12 protein-coding genes are annotated in these 19,739 nt (G+C 36.2%); 2 read left to right on the forward strand and 10 right to left on the reverse strand.

The window, feature by feature from the left end:
* From F6K15_RS30090 to F6K15_RS30120, 8 genes are all read right to left on the reverse strand, one after another.
* The coding region (locus F6K15_RS30090; RefSeq protein ID WP_363269009.1) for a transposase at window positions 1-182 on the reverse strand (182 nt) is incomplete at its 3' end.
* Window positions 163-573: a transposase gene (locus F6K15_RS30095; RefSeq protein WP_293068358.1), complete on the reverse strand. Its 411-nt coding sequence runs from the start codon at window positions 571-573 to the stop codon at window positions 163-165. The genes F6K15_RS30095 and F6K15_RS30090, both read right to left, overlap by 20 nt.
* Window positions 574-845: 272 nt before the next feature.
* Entirely contained in the window at window positions 846-953 is a 108-nt protein-coding gene (locus F6K15_RS30100; protein ID WP_202220519.1) for a helix-turn-helix domain-containing protein, read from the reverse strand.
* A gap of 349 nt (window positions 954-1,302) precedes the next feature.
* On the reverse strand, window positions 1,303-10,482 hold the full coding sequence (locus F6K15_RS30105) for a CHAT domain-containing protein (protein ID WP_375341097.1): 9,180 nt from the start codon (window positions 10,480-10,482) through the stop codon (window positions 1,303-1,305).
* 579 nt (window positions 10,483-11,061) lie between these two features.
* On the reverse strand, window positions 11,062-11,169 hold the full coding sequence (locus F6K15_RS39135) for a zinc ribbon domain-containing protein (RefSeq protein ID WP_375341099.1): 108 nt from the start codon (window positions 11,167-11,169) through the stop codon (window positions 11,062-11,064).
* Window positions 11,170-11,171: 2 nt separating this feature from the next.
* Window positions 11,172-11,303, reverse strand: coding sequence for a hypothetical protein (locus tag F6K15_RS39140; protein WP_375341098.1), 132 nt, complete (start codon window positions 11,301-11,303; stop codon window positions 11,172-11,174).
* Window positions 11,304-11,498: 195 nt separating this feature from the next.
* Window positions 11,499-12,653 (reverse strand): mechanosensitive ion channel family protein, encoded by a 1,155-nt coding sequence (locus F6K15_RS30115; RefSeq protein ID WP_293068363.1) that lies wholly within the window; start codon window positions 12,651-12,653, stop codon window positions 11,499-11,501.
* A 112-nt stretch (window positions 12,654-12,765) separates the two neighbouring features.
* Complete coding sequence (locus F6K15_RS30120; RefSeq protein WP_293068366.1) at window positions 12,766-12,984, reverse strand: hypothetical protein; 219 nt, start codon at window positions 12,982-12,984, stop codon at window positions 12,766-12,768.
* A gap of 192 nt (window positions 12,985-13,176) precedes the next feature.
* On the opposite strand from F6K15_RS30120, the gene F6K15_RS30125 reads away from it, so the two are divergent.
* Both F6K15_RS30125 and F6K15_RS30130 read left to right on the forward strand, forming a co-directional pair.
* Window positions 13,177-14,364, forward strand: coding sequence for a M20 family metallopeptidase (locus F6K15_RS30125; RefSeq protein ID WP_293068368.1), 1,188 nt, complete (start codon window positions 13,177-13,179; stop codon window positions 14,362-14,364).
* 768 nt (window positions 14,365-15,132) lie between these two features.
* Complete coding sequence (locus F6K15_RS30130; RefSeq protein WP_293068371.1) at window positions 15,133-16,044, forward strand: Hpt domain-containing protein; 912 nt, start codon at window positions 15,133-15,135, stop codon at window positions 16,042-16,044.
* A 381-nt stretch (window positions 16,045-16,425) separates the two neighbouring features.
* Here F6K15_RS30130 and F6K15_RS30135 read toward each other — a convergent pair whose 3' ends face one another.
* Together F6K15_RS30135 and F6K15_RS30140 are read right to left on the reverse strand one after the other, a co-directional pair.
* Complete coding sequence (locus tag F6K15_RS30135) at window positions 16,426-17,094, reverse strand: hypothetical protein (protein ID WP_293068374.1); 669 nt, start codon at window positions 17,092-17,094, stop codon at window positions 16,426-16,428.
* Between the two features lie 875 nt (window positions 17,095-17,969).
* Complete coding sequence (locus F6K15_RS30140; protein WP_293068377.1) at window positions 17,970-19,592, reverse strand: CocE/NonD family hydrolase; 1,623 nt, start codon at window positions 19,590-19,592, stop codon at window positions 17,970-17,972.
* Between the last annotated feature and the right edge of the window lie 147 nt (window positions 19,593-19,739).

A 19,739-nucleotide genomic window follows, 5' to 3' on the forward strand; every position in this document is an offset into this window, starting at 1 on the left:
CTAGGAATGTTCTGAATTGTCTCCATCCTAAATCGGATACCCACCCCTCTTGCTCCCCTCCCGGGAGGGGATGGGGGTGGGTTACGGTTTTTTACCATACCAGAAACATTCAAGTCCTCTAAAACAACTGTTTGGTTTTCACGAATTATTTTAGTAGATAATTTATGTAGAAAATCTGTCAAGCGTATCTTTCAGCTTGGCATGGAATTTAGCCACTCTAACCCTGGCTTTTTCATACCTTTTTGACCCTTTAGTTTTATGAGATAATGTCTTACTTAACTTTCTTAATTTCTTAATTCGTTTCTTCAGAGGCTTAGGAGCATCAACCTTTGTACCATCGCTAAATGTAGCAAAAGTTTTAATACCTAAATCTATACCTACTGAATTATCAGTTCTCAGTAAGATTTCTGGTTGTATTTCTACTACAAAACTCAAGAAATATCTATGAGCTGAATCTTTGATTACTGTTACTGATGATACAACAGTAGGTAATTCTCTTGACCATATAATTTTCAGCTTTCCAATTTTCGCTCTTCTAGACTTTATCCTGACCAACTTTAAACCCTCATGCATGTAAACCTAGCAGTCTGCGCGTGATTTCCTGATGCATGAATTTAGGAGGTTTAACAGGTTTTCCTTTTCTCTGGCCTTTAGTCGATTTAAAAAAGTTAGAGCAACGCCTGGTTTAAATCATTCAATGATTGCTGCAATGGTATGTTAGAAACCTCTGATAACCATTCTCTTTCTTCAGTCTTTTTAGCAGATGTAATAAAAAGCTTTTGTAGTTCTGAATTAGTAGATTTCTTTTCTCCTGATTTATACCTCTGTTGGCAGAAGAGAGACTATCATTCACTCGCCACACGGACACAGCCAAATAGCTTGGCTAATCGGTATTTTTGTCCCGGCGTTGGATATATACGGTACTTAAATCTAGCTTTCATAACTTGACGCATCAAACTAATAATATAATAACATATTTATAGACCATATTCAACTAAAAAGTCGCCCGCTTATGGGCGAGGCTTGAAACCCATTTTTCTGGTCAACAGGCCAAACGCATACTAATTAGACATCTCCAGAAAATAAATCTTTTAACTAGAGTAAGCTAAGGATACGAAAAATTCACCCTAAAAAATCTTTTTTCGTGCCTTTGCGCGTAAAAATATCTTACCTGTTGCCTGTTGCTTTCCGGAGCTGTTGCCTACTCCTACAAAAAATCTATATCTTTATTCGGAGATGTCTATATATACACTGACGAGGGAGAGGGCTAAATATTCATTACAACCTTCATATTCCGCTCCACTACCAAGGACTACCTACCATTGTAAACCCTGCCCAGTAATAGGGATGAGAGAAATTTTTCTGATTCATCTGAGCTAGTTCTGGAGGTAAAGGCATTTCTCCACGGCCTCCTGAAACTTTTAATATACCATTTTCGATAACAACTTTACCTTTCAACATTGCTATTTGTGCTTCTCGTAATGCTTCGGATTTAATACTAACATTACCTAAGTTAGAGTAAAATTCTGTCATTAATCCTAATGTTCCTTCATCATTAACTAACCATAAACTTGCTAATGCTGATTTAACTCCGGTTGCTATTGCTAACCCGGCAAAACCTAGTTCAGAATTTTTATCTCCTACTGCTGTACGACAGGCGGATAATACTAATAGTTCAACTTCGGGGTTATTCCATTTTAAATCGCGCATTTGATGTAGGTGTAATTTATCGTTCCATAGTTGAATATAAGATTTACTGGTATTGCTTCCTCTAAATTCTGCATGGGTGGCTAGGTGAATAATTGGATAGGGATAATTTTGGCGTTGGTTAATTAGGTTTTTTCGAGTGAATTCTTCGTTGAGGAAAATATTACCTTGTTGTGAATTTTTTGTAATGGCTTTTAATTCTACTGGTACTGCTGGTAAGGGTGGTTTGTTAGAAAATTTACTGGCTCCCATGGCTAAAAGTTTTGTATTTTTGAGGGAGTTATACTTACTGTTTATTAAGCTGACACTTGGTATTAAACTAATGTTATATTTTTCGATTAAAAATTGTTTTCCGTCATGTAAAGCTGCTAGGGGTAAGAGGCGAAAACCTGCGTCCATACTAAATAGTAATGTATCAATATTTGCTGCTTCTAATTCTGTTGAGATTGGAGATATTAACCAGTTGTAGAGTTTTTTTGCTGTTGGTAAATAGTTATGATTTTTACGTTTTTTTGAGTCGGTAATATCTAGATAAAATTGTATGGCAACTTCCCATAATTTTTCTCTATTGACTTGATAAATAGTTTTGAGAATAGATTGACCGTCGGGGGTGAATAATATTAGTTGTAGTTGGTCTTGATGAACTTTGACGTAGATAACTGCTGATTTTTTTCCGGTCTGATGGTGCATATCTACTAAGATTTCTCGGACGTTTTTTGTGGATAGTAATTTTTGGTCGAAATTTTCTCCTAGATAATTTGAATATTCATCAATTCGGTTTTTTTCTAGGGCTAATATCATTTGGGAGGTTGATATATCTATTGTTAATGGATTGGTTGGGGTTAGATTTAATTGTGGTAATTGTAATCGTTGTGATTGTAATTGTTGATTGATTTGGCTTGAATTTGGTTGAGGGTTATTAGGGTTATTAGGGTTATTAGGGTTATTAGGGTTATTAGGGTTATTGGGGTTATTGGGGTTATTGGTATTGTTAGAGCTGATCGAATTGTTGGGGTTTGTGCTGATGAGAGTTTCATTGTTATTTTGTGGGGATTGAATGGTATTTTGAATCGTGGTTGGTCTGGAAAAGTTAGTAATATTGCTGGTTTGTGTGCCAGAGATATTTGCTGGATTTTCTCGGGAATTTCTATTAATAGCTGAAGTAGGAATTATGGGATTGGAGTTATTATTTATTGTTGATGGATTGGTATTAGTTGAAGTTGAGATTTGATTATTATTAACTATGGGAGATTGAGAGTAGTTGGTAATTGGTGATGGGTTATTAGTGAGTGTTGTTGATGGTGGAGTTAGGTTATTGGTTAGTGTTGGGGGTGAATTTTCAGATATTTGTGTAGTGGGATTAATTATTGTTGGTGTTGGGGGTGAATTTTCAGATATTTGTGTAGTGGGATTAATTATTGTTGGTGTGGGAGTATTGTTAATAGTTGAAGGTGGGGATGTGGGAATTCTAGAAGTCGAATTATTTTCTACTGCTGAACTAATATTATTATTTGGTTGATTAAGATTAATTTTGCCTGTATCTGTCAAGATTTCACCTGTGTTAATTTGACCAACTTCAGTAGTCAGATTAATATTGCCACTTCCTTGAGGAGCGGTGGAAGTAATATTACCTGTATTTATATTATTTCTAGCACTAATATCAATGTCGCCAGCAGTGCCTATTTCTGCTTGAGTCGTAATATTATTTGTATTCACAGAACCTGCCTGACTATTAACAGAAATATTTCCACTATTCTCCCCACCGATAGAACTAATATTACCTGTATTTATATCGCCTCTTGCTCCAATATTTATATCCCCAGAATTTCCAGCTTCGGCAATTGTTTCAATATTATTAGTATTAACAGAACCCTCCTGACTATTAACAGAAATATCTCCACTATTCTCCCCACCAATAGAACTAATATTTTCAGTATTAATACCATATCTTGCAGCAATATCTATATCCCCAGAATTTCCAGCTTCGGCAATTGTTTCAATATTATTTGTATTCACAGAACCTGCCTGACTATTAACAGAAATATCTCCACTATTCTCCCCACCGATAGAACTAATATTTTCAGTATTAATACCATATCTTGCAGCAATATCTATATCCCCAGAATCTCCATTTTCAGCTTCAGTTACTACATCATTAGTATTAACTGAACCATTATTACTCTCAACAGAAATATCTCCACTATTATTATTGCCATAGGTACTAATATTCTCTGTATTAATATCCCCTTCCGCATTAACATCAATATTACCCGAGTCTCCAGAATTGCCACTAGATTCAATATTTCCCGTATTTACCTCGCCATTATCGCTACTAACCTCTATATCTCCACTATTTTCTCCACCACTAGAATTAATGTCCTCAGTATCAATATCTTCTCCCGCTTCGACAGTAATATTCTCCGAGTTACCAGAGTTGGAGAGAGACTCAATATTTTGAGTAGTAATAGAACCATCAGCAGCAATAACTTCCACTTCTCCCGATGAGCGATCGCCTATTGATTGAATATTGGCCGTATTAATATCACCTTGAAAATTATAGGTATTGAGGCGGATATTACCACTACTACCATTATCGGCGAGAGTTTGAATTTTACGAGTGGTAATAGTACTGTTATTACTTTGGATATTAACATCCCCACTTTGCCCGGGTCCAAATGAGGCAATGTTATTGATGGTGACACTACCATCAGCATTGAGATTAATATCTCCTCCAGTACCGTTAACAGAATAGGAGGCAATATGGTTAATATCAATATTTCCGCTGTTGCTTTCGATAGTAATATTCCCGCTGGTCTCATTGTGACTGGTAGAGAAAATATCGCCAATTTTAATGTTACCTATTTCACTACTGGCGCTAATATTACTGCTATTTTTACCTCCTATTCCACCAATACCACCCACAGTAATATTTTCTTTAGCAGAAAGAGTAATATTGCCACCCGTGCCATTGTTTGCTTTTGTTGCTAAGTTGGCGACAAAACGTTCAAAGAAGGTGGCAACTTCCAGAGAAGTAATATCTATGTCTGCTGGAAATTCATTAATAATTCCTGCAGTTGTGTCGATAGATCCGTCGTGGGATGTAATAGTAATATCTCCACCACGGTTATCTTCTCCTGCTTCTTCCCCAGAATAACTGAGAATATTAGCGGTATTAATATTATTGTTGGCAGTAATATTCACATTTCCCGCGTCACCTGCTTCAGAGCTAGACCGTAATGTTCCACCAGTTACATCGATCGCTCCTCCTGCATTTAGGGTAATGTCTCCTCCTCTACCAATACCGAAGGAGTTCGCATCAATACTGGCAGTGGAAATATTTCCTTCTGCGTTGAGGGTGACATTTCCTGCTTCGTTGTTAGACCAAGATAATATTTTGCTGTTGGTAGTATTGATGTCTCCGGTGGAGTTGAGGGTAATATTTCCTGATGTTTCTAAGTCGGTAACTGTGGATATTGGTTCTGTCGCTTCAATATTTCCTGCTGCGGTAATTTCAATTTCCCCTCCACCGGAGGTTAAAACGCCTCTAATTAAATCTGTGGTATTCCCAATACTCAGTCCCTGGGTGGGAGAGTTGAAAAATACTCCGGCACTACCTGCTCTAGCTTCTAAATTATTTACTTCTAAATTAATTGGTTGTGATGATGAACCTATTCCACCACTGTTGCGAGTTTGGAAAATAGTGTTGTTTGCTCTGACTAGGGAATTTTCTGAGGCACTGAAAATATTACCTCCTTCGGCGTTAACTATTACTGTTCCAGTTGTGCGGAGGTTGCTGATGGTAATATCTCCAATTTCTCCGAGAGTACCTAACTGAATTGTAATATTTCCACGACCTGCATCTAGGATGGTATCTTCTGCCATGGTTATATTACCTCTACCTACTTGGCGATAATTAATATCTGCATTATTGTCATTAGCGCTGAGAGTAATATTCCCATTTCCCTCAGAAGTATCTATGTCAGCATTGATATTTATATTGCGACCTGCTTTTAACTCCAAATTGGAAATTTCATCAGAATTAATAGGTTCGTTAATAGTAATATCATTGTGTGCTTGTAAACTAACTTCACCCTTTTGGTCGTTAACTTGGTCAGCATCACTATTAATACTACTGTCAGAGTCTGAGTTAAAAGCATCCTCTTCCCCACCATCAACAATAGTTATATTTTTTGCCGGGTTAATTTCACCAATTTCAATACTGCCGTTGTTAGCATTCATATTGATATTTCCATCCTCGCCATTTTCAGCAGTAGTATTTAACTCTCCCGCATTAGTATTAATATCGCTAGAGTTACTGGTGAGGTTAATATTACCTCCTCCTTCTATTCCTGATGTATTGATATTTCCAGTGTAAATTCTCTGTTCAGCATTAAAAGTAATATTTCCACCCCTACCTTCCGAAGATAAGTTGAGTAAACCCAAACTGGTGTCGATATTACCCGAAGCACTCGTAATATTAATGTCGCCCCCTTGTTGAACTCCCGCAGTATCGATGTTGCCAGTAATAACTGAATTATTTGCAGTTAGGGAAATATTGCCTGAGTTGGTGCCAGTAGAACCTGAATTTAATCTCCCACCAGTAGTATCAATAGTACCAACCGCATCTAAAGTTATCTCTCCCCCATTACCCAGAGAAGAAGCAGAATTTGAGTTTATACTACTTGTGAAAATATTACCTCCACTTGTGAGAGTAATATCCCCTGCATCTCGGTCTCTAGAACTAGAGTCAAGGCGATCAATGCTAGTGTCAATATTTCCTCCTGCTTGAATATTAATATTTCCTCCATTGCCACTTTCGTTAGATGAGGCAAGTACTTTTTCAGTAAAAATATTACCCTCTGCTGTCAAAGAGACATTTCCCCCATCTCCTTTAGAGGAAACAGCTTGTATTTGCTTTGCCCTAGTATCAATATTGCCCCCTGCGGTCAAAGTGACATTCCCACCTTTATTTTCATTCCCATCATCAGGGAAGTTTGGGGTTACTAATGACGAGGCAGAAATAAAGTCTGTGATTATATCTCCATTAGCTGTCATTTCAATATCTCCAGCATCCCCAGTACTATCAGAACTAACTCCTCCGCTCGTATCAATATTACCGCCAGCTTCTAGAGTGATGTTTCCTCCACTGTTACTACTGTAAGTCCTAGAAAGAATGTTACCCGTTAAAATATTTCCACCTGCTGTAAAAATAATATTTCCAGAGTTTCCTCTTTCAGAAACAGAGTTAACAGTTCCACCTGTGGTATCTATATTACCTCCAGCTTCTAGAATAATATTTCCTCCCTCGCCAATTGGTATGAATGAGGCAGGGTTGAAATTTTCACTAACTATTGAGTCTGAGGAAAAAGATGATATTTTACTGGTTGTAATGTCGTCTTTTGCTCTAATTTCAATATCTCCGCCGTTACCATAACTAGATGCGGAAATAACTATACCTTCGGTAGTAACTATTGAACCCGAACGACTCTCTATTTTTATCTGACCACCAGACCCATTTCCACCAGCAAAAGTATCCACATTTGCTGTGTGAATATCTCCTTCTCCTATAAGAGTAATATTACCTCCACCTCCTAACTCCGAATAGGCATTAATTTTACTTTCCGTTGTATCAATTCCACCATTATTACTTTCAATAATTATATTCCCTGCATCTCCCTCACTTATCGCCGTAGAAATATCTTCGGTAACTATAATTTGACCTTCTGCCGAAAGTTGAATATCTCCTCCTTCAGTAGTTGAAATTCCCATAACATTTTCCCTCACACCACCAATATTTATTCCTCCCAAAACTTCAAAAAATGCTCCATTACTACCAGCCACTGCCTCTAATTTTTCTGCGTTTAAACGCAAGGGTACTTCAGATAAACCAATCCCACCATTCCCAGAAGTTCGGAATAAAATACTACCAGCATTTATCGAAGAATTTTCCGAAACACTTTCAATATTTCCCCCATTGGCATTAACCAAAACTCGACCTGTTGTAGTTAAATTTGCCAATTTTATATCTCCTACTTCTCCCAAATTTCCTAACTCAATTCTAATATTTCCACTTCCAGCCTCTAAATTTGTTCCTTCTCCTTGAATAATACTTCCTATTCCTCCATCATCACTTTCTATTACTGGTATAAAACCTCCTATATCATCTGTAGTTGGTTCACTGGCTGCCCCTAAATTTGTTTCGTCTTCTGAAATTATATTGTCTATTGCTAAATTTGTTTCGTCTCCTAAAATTATATCTGGTATTTCCCCTGAATTATTCTCTCCTACTTCCTGACTATTCCCTTGAATAAAAATATTTCCATTCCCATCTACCGTCTTAATATCTGCATTTATATTCACACTTTCACTGGCAGTCAACCTCACATTATTCCCTGCTTCAATTCCTTCTTCAATATTCAAATCTCCATCCACATTTAACCGAATTTTTCCAGCCCTACCACCTGTATAAATCCCTGTTAATTCTCCATTTACCCCACCAATTGTTAGAGATGAAATAGCATCTATTAATACCCCAGCCTTGCCTGTAATTGCTTCTAAATTATGTACATTTAATCGCAATGGATTTTCTGATAATCCTATCCCTCCTTGTCCACGAGTTCTTAAAAGTATGGTGTCTGCTGTAATTAAACTATTAGATGAAACTTGAGTAATATTACCACTATTAGCATTAAGTATTACTCGTCCCTCTGTGGTTAAATTAGCTAGATTTATATCTCCTATTTCACCTAAACCACCTAATCTAATAGCGATAGTTCCATTTCCAGCATTTAATGTTGTTCCTTCTCTTTGATTAATCGAAGCTACTCCGTCACTACGATTGTTTATATTGGCATTATTATCATTGCCAAATAAAGTAATATTTCCGTTACCTGTAGATGTGTCAATATCCGCATTTATATTAATACTTCGACCAGCTTTTATCTCTACTGATGAGTCAGTTTCGATTTTTTCATTTACTGTTATATCATTGTCAGCTTGCAGAATTATTTCTCCTGATAAATCTTCAATATTTTCAGCAGAAATTGTGACGTTAGAATTTTCATCTTGAGCAAAGGGGTCTGTTGCTATTTCTGCTTCTGTTATTTCTGAATTATCAGTATTTTCAGTATTTTCAACTTCAGAATTATCCCCTGTTATTTCAGAATCAGAATCAGAATTTTCAGTTACTTCTGAATTTTCAATATTTTCAGTATTTTCAACTTCAGAATTATCCCCTGTTGTTTCCGAATTAGAATCAGAATTTTCAGTTACTTCTGAATTTTCAATATTTTCAGTATTTTCAACTTCAGAATTATCCCCTGTTGTTTCCGAATTAGAATCAGAATTTTCAGTTACTTCCGAATTGTCAGAATTTTCAGTAGATTCAACTTCAGAATTATCCCCTGTTGTTTCAGTTTCTTCTGACTCTCCCACCTCAATATTTTCCGGGTCTAATAAAATCGTTCCAGAATTTCCAGATGCAGCACTAACATTAATACTTCCATCAAAAATCAACCGTTGTTTTCCCGAAACTTCAACAAACCCACCATCCCCAGAAAATTCACCACCTTTAGCACTAATATTTCCCCCAAAATTAGTAATGCCATCCGACCAAACTATTACCCTTCCTCCATCACCATAACTAATAGCATCAGCCGAAATAAACGAATTTCCATCAACAAAAGTTTGCCGAGAATTACTCACTATTCCATTGCCTTGAAAATCACCTCCAATTAATATTATTCCCCCTCCATTAAAACCATTAGCATTAATATTGGCATCTATCACTGCCACGCGATCGCCCAAAAGATTAATCTGTCCACCAACATTATATCCCCCCTGACCCCCCTTTGAAAGGGGGGGAGTTGTTGATACATCTATATTTCCCGAAGCGAAAGCATCTCCCGATACATCAGCAACTATTGTATTTGTATCTATCAAAACCACATCACCATCAGCATTAACAGTCATAGATGTAGCGTGAGTTATTTCTCCTCCCGTTAATAACTGTGGTAAAGATAGGGGAGTAAAATTAGAAATATCTGCCTCATTTTCCACTGATGACGCAACTTCCAAACTTAATAAATGTCCTGGTTGAGATATTCTCAGAGTACTACCACCTTCCACTGCAGCGATCGTAATATTACCCCCTGCTGTAGAGAGTTCCCCAGTATTAACGACCGTACCACCAAGTAAAGTCAGATTTTCACCAGGAGTTAAACTTAAATTTCCTTCATTAACTATAACGCCTGGGTTTGATACGTTAAAACGATAACCACTGGGGTTTCCGACTAAATTTGCATAATCATTTGTTCCCATGGCCTGAAACCAGAAATTATTACCGTTAAACCCAATACCAGTCGCCGTCGTAACGCTGAATGAAGCGGGTACATTAAGACTAGCATTCTGACCGAAAATAATTCCCGCAGGGTTCATCAGAAAGAGGTTGGAGTTACCACCGATGACTTGAATTAAACCGTTAATAATAGAGGCATTTCCCCCTGTGACTCTGCCTAAAATATTTCGGGTATCTGGGGTAGTAAGAAAATTAGCTGTTTGGCCGGAGTGGAGGTTAAATTGGTCAAAACTGTGGAAGAGGTTTGCCCCACTCTTGGTTCCCCCTTGAATATTAAATTGATTGCCCTGTGGCGTGACAGTTGTTCCTGTACCATCGTTAGCAGGGGTAATGGGTTGTGCTTTGGCCGGAGTTGCAACTACTATTGCTAGTAATGGCATTAGTAGAGATAAAGGATAGTTTAATCTCACAGTTTTCATAGCTTATAGAAACACACTAATTTAATTTAACTGTCCAGTCAAAATACTGTTTATTATATTTTAGTTAATTTATTAGGCGTTGCTAATTTGAGGTATGATATATAATCCGGTTATACAGTATATGTTTATGATTCTATCCACACTTCAATCTCCCCATCTCCCCATCTCAAATGGGTTCTATACAGTCATGATCGCTGATACTTCCATTAAGTAGAATTGTATTGCACAGTTGTATTGTATCCCAGGAAATATATTCTGCTTCAATTCCTTGAAAATTTGCACCCTCTAAATGTGCTGCTTCATAAAACCGATATAAAACGTCACAAGCGCGACATTTTACTGTTTACTTCCTGCTTCCACCGGAACTGTCGGCAGCAGGACCTCCACAGGCATTAACGGTCAAGCCGACCGCATCTTTCAAATTTATACTTGCATTCAGATCACGATCTATAGATATAGCAATGTGCGCTGGCATATTTACAAATTACAGGAGATGTCCAATAGCTAAAAGTCTTATGTTATTAGCCTTTTATTCTCCCAGATGAGCTGTTGCCTGTTGCCTGTTGCCTGCGCACAGCGCTATATCCCACATTCTGGGCAATCATAAGTTCTCACATTTAACGGCATATCTTGGACATGACCACAGTTTGAGCAAGTTTTTGATGATAGAAAAAACCTATCAACTATTACTAACTCAGAACCGTACCACTGCGTTTTATATTCAAGCTGTCGCCTAAATTCATAAAACCACTATCTGCTAACTGATTTTGGCTAACGTAAATCCAAGGGTGAATATCTACAGGAAATTTAGGTTTTTTCAACAGGACTTACGCACCAGACTCTACATATAGCGAGAAAGAATACTATTTACTCCTACAAATGGTGCTTTAAAAGTCAATTTGCGTAAGTCCTGTTCAAGCTTTTAAGCCTTCTTCCCTCTTCCTTCTTCCTTACCTTTACAATAACGATACTACCGAACTTGATATGACTCCTTGCTGCCAGGAAAATATTACAACTTAAATAGGATTTATATATTCTCTATTTCCTTGTTCAATCCCTAAATTTTGACTAGACTGCCAACTTTTATAAGTTTCTGTATCACTAATAATATTAATATTAAATAAATCTATTCCCTCTTGCTCCAATAAAGCCAAAATTGCCAAATTCAATTGGTCATAAGAGCTATAATACTTATCTAAATTGTTAGTATATCCAATTACTCTAATCACGCGAGCATTTCTGTCCAATCCATCAAATCTCACCAGACAAGAATCATCTAAAATGTCAATTGATTTAGGAATTTGTCGAATTTTCTCATTAATATCGGCTATTTTCTGAGCTGAAATTCCGTCAATTTTAATGAATAAATCAATAGCTGCTTTCCGATTTTCAATTGGCTGTTGGCAGAAATTTTTGATGTTGCCATCAATCATTTTAGAGTTAGGAACTTTCTGGATAGCTCCCTTAAACTTTAAATAAACTGTTGTACTTCTAATACCAATTTTCGTAACCTGCCCCAAAACACCACTTGGTAGTAAAATCAAATCATTTTCACGATACAAGCTGTCACTGTAAATTACAATTGTAGCTAACCAATCACTAATAACATCCTTAAATAATAAACCTAACGTTAAACCAGCGCCACCCACTAAACCAAAGATTGCAGTAACAGAAGTTCCTAGTAATAATTCTCCTGCTTTTAAGCCAAAAATCAGGATAGCAGTAAACCTAAATAATATCGGCAGATAAGGGCTAATAATATCATCTAATTCAGTCTCAGTTTGAGCTGATAAATTACTAAAAAATTCTCCTAATATCGGAGAGATACGGTAGATAATTAGTGAAACATTACCTACTATTGCTAAGTTAATAATTCCTGTGACTATTTGATTTAATTGGGGAGAAATAGAATCTGTTAATATTAATTGTAGAATCCACAATCCAAGTATATAGATAAACCACCCGATCGGCTGTTTAACAGATGCAATTAATTTATCGTCAAGGGTAGTTTTTGTATTACGAGTTAAAGCCTCAACTTGCTTAATTAATATTATGCTGAATAGTTCTTTTAATCCTAATATTCCTATTAAAGCCAGAGCAATAAAAAATATTTTTCTTGCTGGTATATCTAGAATTGTAATATTTATGAGACTTTGCCAAAATTTTTCCATGATTAATAAAGTCAGATTCCTTGAATAATTTAGTAGTTTTTAAGTTAATAGATAAGTATTTAGCATTCAGCTATTTTTGAGTTTTAGACAAACGGTTGGCGATCGCTCCTATCTAAATAAAAAAAATGGTGGTGGTGCATAGTAATGGTAGAGAGAGTGGGGGAGATGGGGGGATGGGGAGATGGGGAGAAGCTAAAAAATATATACAGCACTTTTGAGGTACAGTCCGAAGCGGGCAAGATGCCCGCACTGCAATATTTTCACCATTCACCTTGTACATCATTTGCCCGAAATCTGCTGTATCTTCACCATTACCATGCAGGACTACCAAAAAATTTATCTCAAAGTTAAGTAGGATTCAAAAGACACTCAGAGATCGATCCCCATATAATACAACGGTGGGCGATCGCCATTTCCAGCAAAACTTATTGCTTAATAATTTCCAAGGATAATTTTCCTTTGTTATCATCATTTAATGTGCTTTAGATAGACTCAATACTACACAAAAATAAATTAATTATATATGTTAACCAAAATTAAAGATTTAACAGCTACCCTCGCCCCCCGTATGATTGAAATTCGTCGTCATATTCACTCTCACCCAGAATTAAGTGGCCAAGAGTACCAAACGGCTGCTTATGTTGCAGGTGTGTTGTCTTCCTGTGGTCTTCATGTACGAGAGTCTATAGGTAAAACTGGTGTTCTGGGAGAACTCAAAGTTAATAGTAATAATCAATGGTTGGCTATTCGTACCGATATGGATGCTTTGCCGATTAAAGAATGTACTAATTTAGATTTTGCCTCCCGTAATACTGGCATTATGCACGCTTGTGGTCACGATGTCCATACAACTGTAGGACTAGGGGCGGCAATGGTATTATCTGAATTGGGAGAACCCTTACCAGGTAATGTTCGGTTTCTGTTTCAACCAGCAGAGGAAATTGCCCAAGGTGCAAATTGGATGATTGAAGATGGGGCGCTTGAGGATGTACAGGGGATTTTAGGAGTCCATGTCTTCCCAACTATTCCAGCAGGTTCGGTGGGTATTCGTCACGGAGTGCTAACTGCTGCTGCTGATGATTTGGAACTGACAATTATTGGGGAGTCTGGTCATGGTGCCCGTCCCCATGAAGCTATAGATGCAATTTGGATTGCTTCTCAGGTAATTACTAATTTACAGCAGGCCATTAGTAGAACTCATAATCCTTTAAGACCTGTAGTGTTAACAATTGGTAAGATTAGTGGCGGAAGAGCGCCAAATGTGATATCTGACCAAGTAAAAATGTGGGGAACTGTGCGATCGCTTCATCCAGATACCCATCAGGTTTTACCTGCATGGATTGAAAATATTGTGGCTAATATTTGTGGTTCTTATGGCGCTAAGTATGAACTAAATTATCGTCAGGGAGTACCATCGGTGCAAAATGACCCAGCATTGACTCAGTTGGTCGAGTCTGTTTCTTTGGAAGCTTGGGGGAGCGATCGGGTTTGTATTTTACCTGAGCCTTCCCTCGGTGCGGAAGACTTTTCTATGTATCTGAAGAAAGTTCCAGGTATGATGTTTCGTTTGGGAGTGGGACACAAAGACAAACCTAACTATCCTCTGCATCATCCTCAGTTTGAGGTCGATGAATCTGCTATTGTCACTTGTGTGGTTACTTTGGCTTATGCTGCTTATAAATATTGGCATAATCGCCATTTAGGCCATTAAGGCTCTGGTTGGAGAGTGGGGGAGTGGGGGAGTGGGGGAGTAGGGGAGTGGGGGAGTGGAGGAGATTAAATATTGAAGTAATATAGAACTATAAACATATGTTATATAACCGGATTCTATATTACAAGGGAATGTTTTTAACAAAGAGGTGAGTAATCACTTTTATTCAGTATAAAATTTCAACAAAAATGTACTTTTTTTTATACAATAAATGGCTCAAAACTTCTCCAACTCCCCACACCTCTTTTACATCTATGAAATTATTAACTTGTCTATTTCGATCTACGGTCAACTCTGATCGATATATTTTTCTATGTAACTTCTTATGAATTTGGTATTAACATTAAATTATCCGCTAACTATCAGTCAAAAAAGGATTAAAATAGATGTAGTTAATTACATTAAGATGCTTTTAGATACATATTTATTAATGCTAGAATAGAAGTAGTAACTTCAAGTCAACGGAGTTTTCTACTGAACTCCTTTTTTTCTTACTTACAGCACTTTTGAGGAAGTGTGAGGTACATTTATAAGACTATTTATACTAAAATCCGGCGATCGACAGAACCAATATTTATGAAGGTAAGGCAGAAGATAGCTATGCTGAAGGGTTAGAGAGAAATTTGAAAAAAGTGATGCATGATAACCGGATTTGGTATTATTCCTATATTCCCTGTTCCCTGTTCCCTAGAGCAATAAAACTTTGTACCTCGTCAACTCCAAAACTGCTGTAATTAGTTAATAATTGTAATTTTTAGGAGAAATATTGTGTCATCAGAACAAGACGATCGGATTAAACAATTATTTATATTAGAAGCAGAAGAACATTTAGTTACTCTAGAAAATGGGTTGGTAGATTTGAAGTCTACAATGTCAGATTCTGAAACTATTAATGATATGTTTAGAGCAGCTCATTCTGTAAAAGGTGGGGCTGCTATGTTAGGAATGCACAGTGTACAAAAAGTAGCTCACCGTTTAGAAGATTGTTTTAAAATAATTCGCGAAAATCCTGTTGATATTGACCAAACAGTAGAGTCTCAATTTTTAAAAGGGTATGATACTCTCAAAGAGTTAGTAGAACGTCTACAAACTCCCTATGGTTGGAGGGAAGAGGAGGGACAAGAAATTGTTGATAATGCTTTACCTATTTTTTCAGAGTTAGAAACTAATTTGAATACTTTAGTGAGTGGTGGTACTATTTCTAAATCTACTAATGGGAAGACAACATCTAAATCTAATTTTTATCAACAAGTTAAAAGTAGGTTAAAAGAAATGTTGGAGGTGTTTAAACAAGCTGATTCTCCTGATTCTAGAAAACAGCTTACAGAGGTTTGTAATGGTTTGTTGAAGTTGGATGAAAATACAGAAATTTGGAAGACTTTAGTTACATATTCTCGACAGGCGATCGCTAGTTCTAAGTTGTCTTATCAAATTCTAGCTCCTGTAATTATTAAAGAACTTAATCAAGCAGGTGAGTTGATCCAAGTAGGAAAAGTACAGGAAATAGTGGCGAGTCAAGACCTTAAGGAAATAGCAAAGGCTTCTGAGCAGAAAAAAGTAACTTTGCCAAAAGACCCTAAAGAAGTAGTTAAATTAATTATTAAAAGTTTTAATCATAAGCAACTCGAAGCGATCGCTCGATTATTAGTTAAGCACGTTAAGTCGTCAAAAAATAATTGATTGATAATGATAATTTTCAGGGGTATCTTAAATTTTAAAATCTTAATATCTGGAAGATTATTGACAATTACTTATTTCATTTTAGAGATATAGCAGAAGAAAGAAGGAAGAAGAAAGAAGGAAAAGTATTACGTTGTCTGAGTTTTAAGCTTTTGATCTGTCCTAACGTTTGCTTTGAGTGCTATATTATATCATGTTCGGTAAAACAGTTATAATTAGGGCTTGCTGATTAATTCTCGCGCGTATTGATAAATAAAGGTATTAGCCTTTTTGGGGTTCAAAAAAGTGCCAGCTTTTCGGTGCCTAGAGCTGCAAAAAGCTAGTATTTTGGGCTGACTATGGTAAAAAAATCATTCTGAAAATTCTTAATGGTCTTTGATATTACAATTGGTTGTGGTTTGAGTCCCCATCCACTTCTTCCTTCTCCCTTCTTCCTTCTTCCTTCTTCCTTTTTCCTTCTGCAATACTTTCCTCAAGTTTATGCAAAGCATGATTAACTTTTTCTTCTAACTTTTGAAACTGATGTTGTCGTAGATCGCTCCACTCTGGTAATTTATTAATAAACTGCTGTAAATCAATAATCACACTTGTTAAATCATTAATTTGCTGTAATTCTGGTCGCTGTTTAAACTGCTGAGAAATCATTTCTAGCTCTGTTTGTAAGAGTTTAATAGTTTGCTCCTGAATATCAAATCGATTAGATAAACTTTTAATGGTCTCCAGCAAAGGTTTAATCTTGATATTTTCCTGATTATCTTCTAAGTTTTCAGCAGTAGATTCAAACAAAGCTATACTATTTTGTAACTGGGAAATAATTTGGGAAATTGACTCTTGATATTGCTCTAGTTTTACAGTAGTATCAAATTTAATTACTTTAATTTGTGTTGCTAATTTATGTCGATTAACTAAATTAATTAACAGAGAAATCAAAACACATCCTACTGCATAAATAATTGGTTTGTCGAATATATAATTTGCAAAAAATCCTACAACAGAAGCAGTAATAAAAATATATTCAGCAATTTCTAAAAGACTACGACGATAGAACATATTTATATATTTTTTAGTTGACTTCTCAAAATTATTATATAGCAGAAAGAAGAAGGAAGAAGGAAAAGTATTACTTTGTCTGAGTTTTAAACTTTTTAATTGTCCGCGTCCTGTGCTTTCACTGCTATAACTCTTGCTAAATACTTTTAATTTTTAACTGCTTTGATAAGTAATACCAATATGTTTAAAAATCACTGCTTCAGTTCATTTTAGATAGTTATATCTATCGTTTTTCCCTTTTTTTCAATTTCAATATTTACCAAAAAATGAGGGTATGCGCCTCCCCTTTTAAGGGGATGAAAAAATATTTAGGGCCTGCTGAAAAATTGGTTGGTGGGGGTAGGACACACCGGACGCACCAGACGCACCAGACGCGGAGATAGGGGGACTCACCAGACGTAGGGATGCGAAGGGGAGTAAGAATCTTGTCTGCTCAAAATCCTAACTTTTTGAGCATAAAGAGCTGAAAACCAGGCACTTTTTCAAGACCTAAAAAGGATAAAATCTTTATCTGTCAATGCTTTAATATTTAATCAGCAAGCCCTATTTAACTCAGTATTTCAAGCCTCCGACTAAAGTCGGAGGTTCACTGATAACTGATAACTGAAATGACCCCTTCTTCTTTCTGACCTATGGACGTCCTTATGCAACATCCCTACCATTTGTAACAAACATTTCTCTGTAACAAATATTTCTCAAATTGGTATGACAAGGTTATGTTTTTGAGAATCAAGGAATAATACCATGTCCGTACTTTATCGTTTGTGTCAACCTAAGGGTGAATATCTAGAGAAAATTTACGTTTTTTTCAGAGTTTTAAGTCTTCCTCCTTCTTCCCTATTCCTTCTTTCTTACCCTTATCTTAAAATTATTCCCTAATTTAACTTAGATAAAGAAATTCGTGAAGGATTATTTTTTCCTGAACTAACAGTTATAGTAATAATTTTTGCATCAATTAATTGTACTTCTTTTGGTGGTTTATCTATGCCAGGATTAATTAAATACGCAGGAAAACAAGCTGCACTTAAACTTAGTCGAATAGCATTACCTTTCTCAATTTTTATACAAGTTGGCTGTAAAGATATTTTCACTGGTAAGTCATTAGAAACAACCTTAATATAACCTTGAGTAAAATTATAAACATTGCCGTTTGGTTTAACTTCAGATAACACAGCGGAAAGGTCAAAACTACTGGTATCTGCTGTACAATATACTTCTACATAAATATCTCCAGCTATGTGTAAATCTTCTGTTAAAAATTCAGAAGTATAAGTCAAAATATCGGTACGACAATCTAATTCTGAACGTTCAAAAGAACCTGCTGGAAATGTGGCATGACCACCTAATGCTGGAACGGGTCGCCAAGGGTCATGTACGAATATATCATCAGTAGAAATATCAGGACAATTATCGTTGAGTTTCCCTGAATCTTCTCTCATATTCGCAAGTCCTGTACTAGCTAAATAATAAAACTGATAATTATTACTCGGCCAGGAATTAAAATTACGCCATTCGTTACTTCCCATCTCAAATAAGGAAATAGGCGATCGCTCTAATATTCCTGTATTTACTCCTTTGAGAAATTGGTCGAACCATAATATTTGTAAATCATCTATGGGGTTGGAGGCTGTTAAACCATAATTTATAGCTCCTAGTTTTCTTCCCCAAGGAATATGAGACCAAGGACCTACTATTAATTTTTGTAAGAATTTACTACGACAAAATATTTTTTTATATAAATTAATTGTGCCTCGTAAATAGGTATCAAACCAACCACCAATATGTAACATTGGTAGGTCTATGTTTTCTAAATTTGGTGATAGATTTTGCCAATATTCGCCAGGTTTATAATTTTCTAACCATTGATGGTAAAAAGAATCTAGCCCATACTTATTCATTACTTTTGATAAAGCAGGAATTGGAGTCGAAAAAGACAATTTTTTAGCTGCTTGATAAAGTTCTTGATAAGCTTGCTCATCTTCTTGTAAACGAGCAGTTTCTGTTGCTAATTGAATTGCCCAACCCAAGTTTGTTTGTAAACAAAATGCTCCTCCTTCGTAAGCCCATTCTGAATATAAATTCTCAGCAATCATAGCAGGACAAATTGTTTTTAAAGCAGGAGGTTTAGCACTAGCAGCATATAGTTGAGTCATGCCTTGATAAGAGAATCCATACATCCCTATTTTGCCAGTACAACCTGATAAATTTGCTGCCCAATTAATAGTATCAATTCCATCTTCAATTTCATGGGCAAATAGTTGAAATTCTCCTTGAGATGTACCTCTACCTCGTACATCTTGAATAATCACAATATAACCATGGGAAGCATACCATTTTGGATGAGCATAGACTACTGTAGAAGCGATCGCTCTGCCATAAGGTTGTCGCATTAATAGTACTGGAAATTCACCCTCTGCATCAGGGCGATAAATATCAGCATCTAGACGTACTTCATCTCTGGTAAATATTGAAGCTGTTTCTTTGGGTAATACTTTCATTTTAATATTGTTAGGGAACAGTTCAATTCAGTTATCAGTTATCAGTTATCAGTTATCAGTTATCAGTTATCAGTTATCAGTTAACAGTTTCTCCTGAAATAGAGAGGCAAGAAAATGCAGAATTTTCTTTTTATACCCTTAAAAGGG

The sequence above is a fragment of the Okeania sp. SIO2B3 genome, assembly GCF_010672525.1.
Classification (GTDB): Bacteria; Cyanobacteriota; Cyanobacteriia; order Cyanobacteriales; family Microcoleaceae; genus Okeania.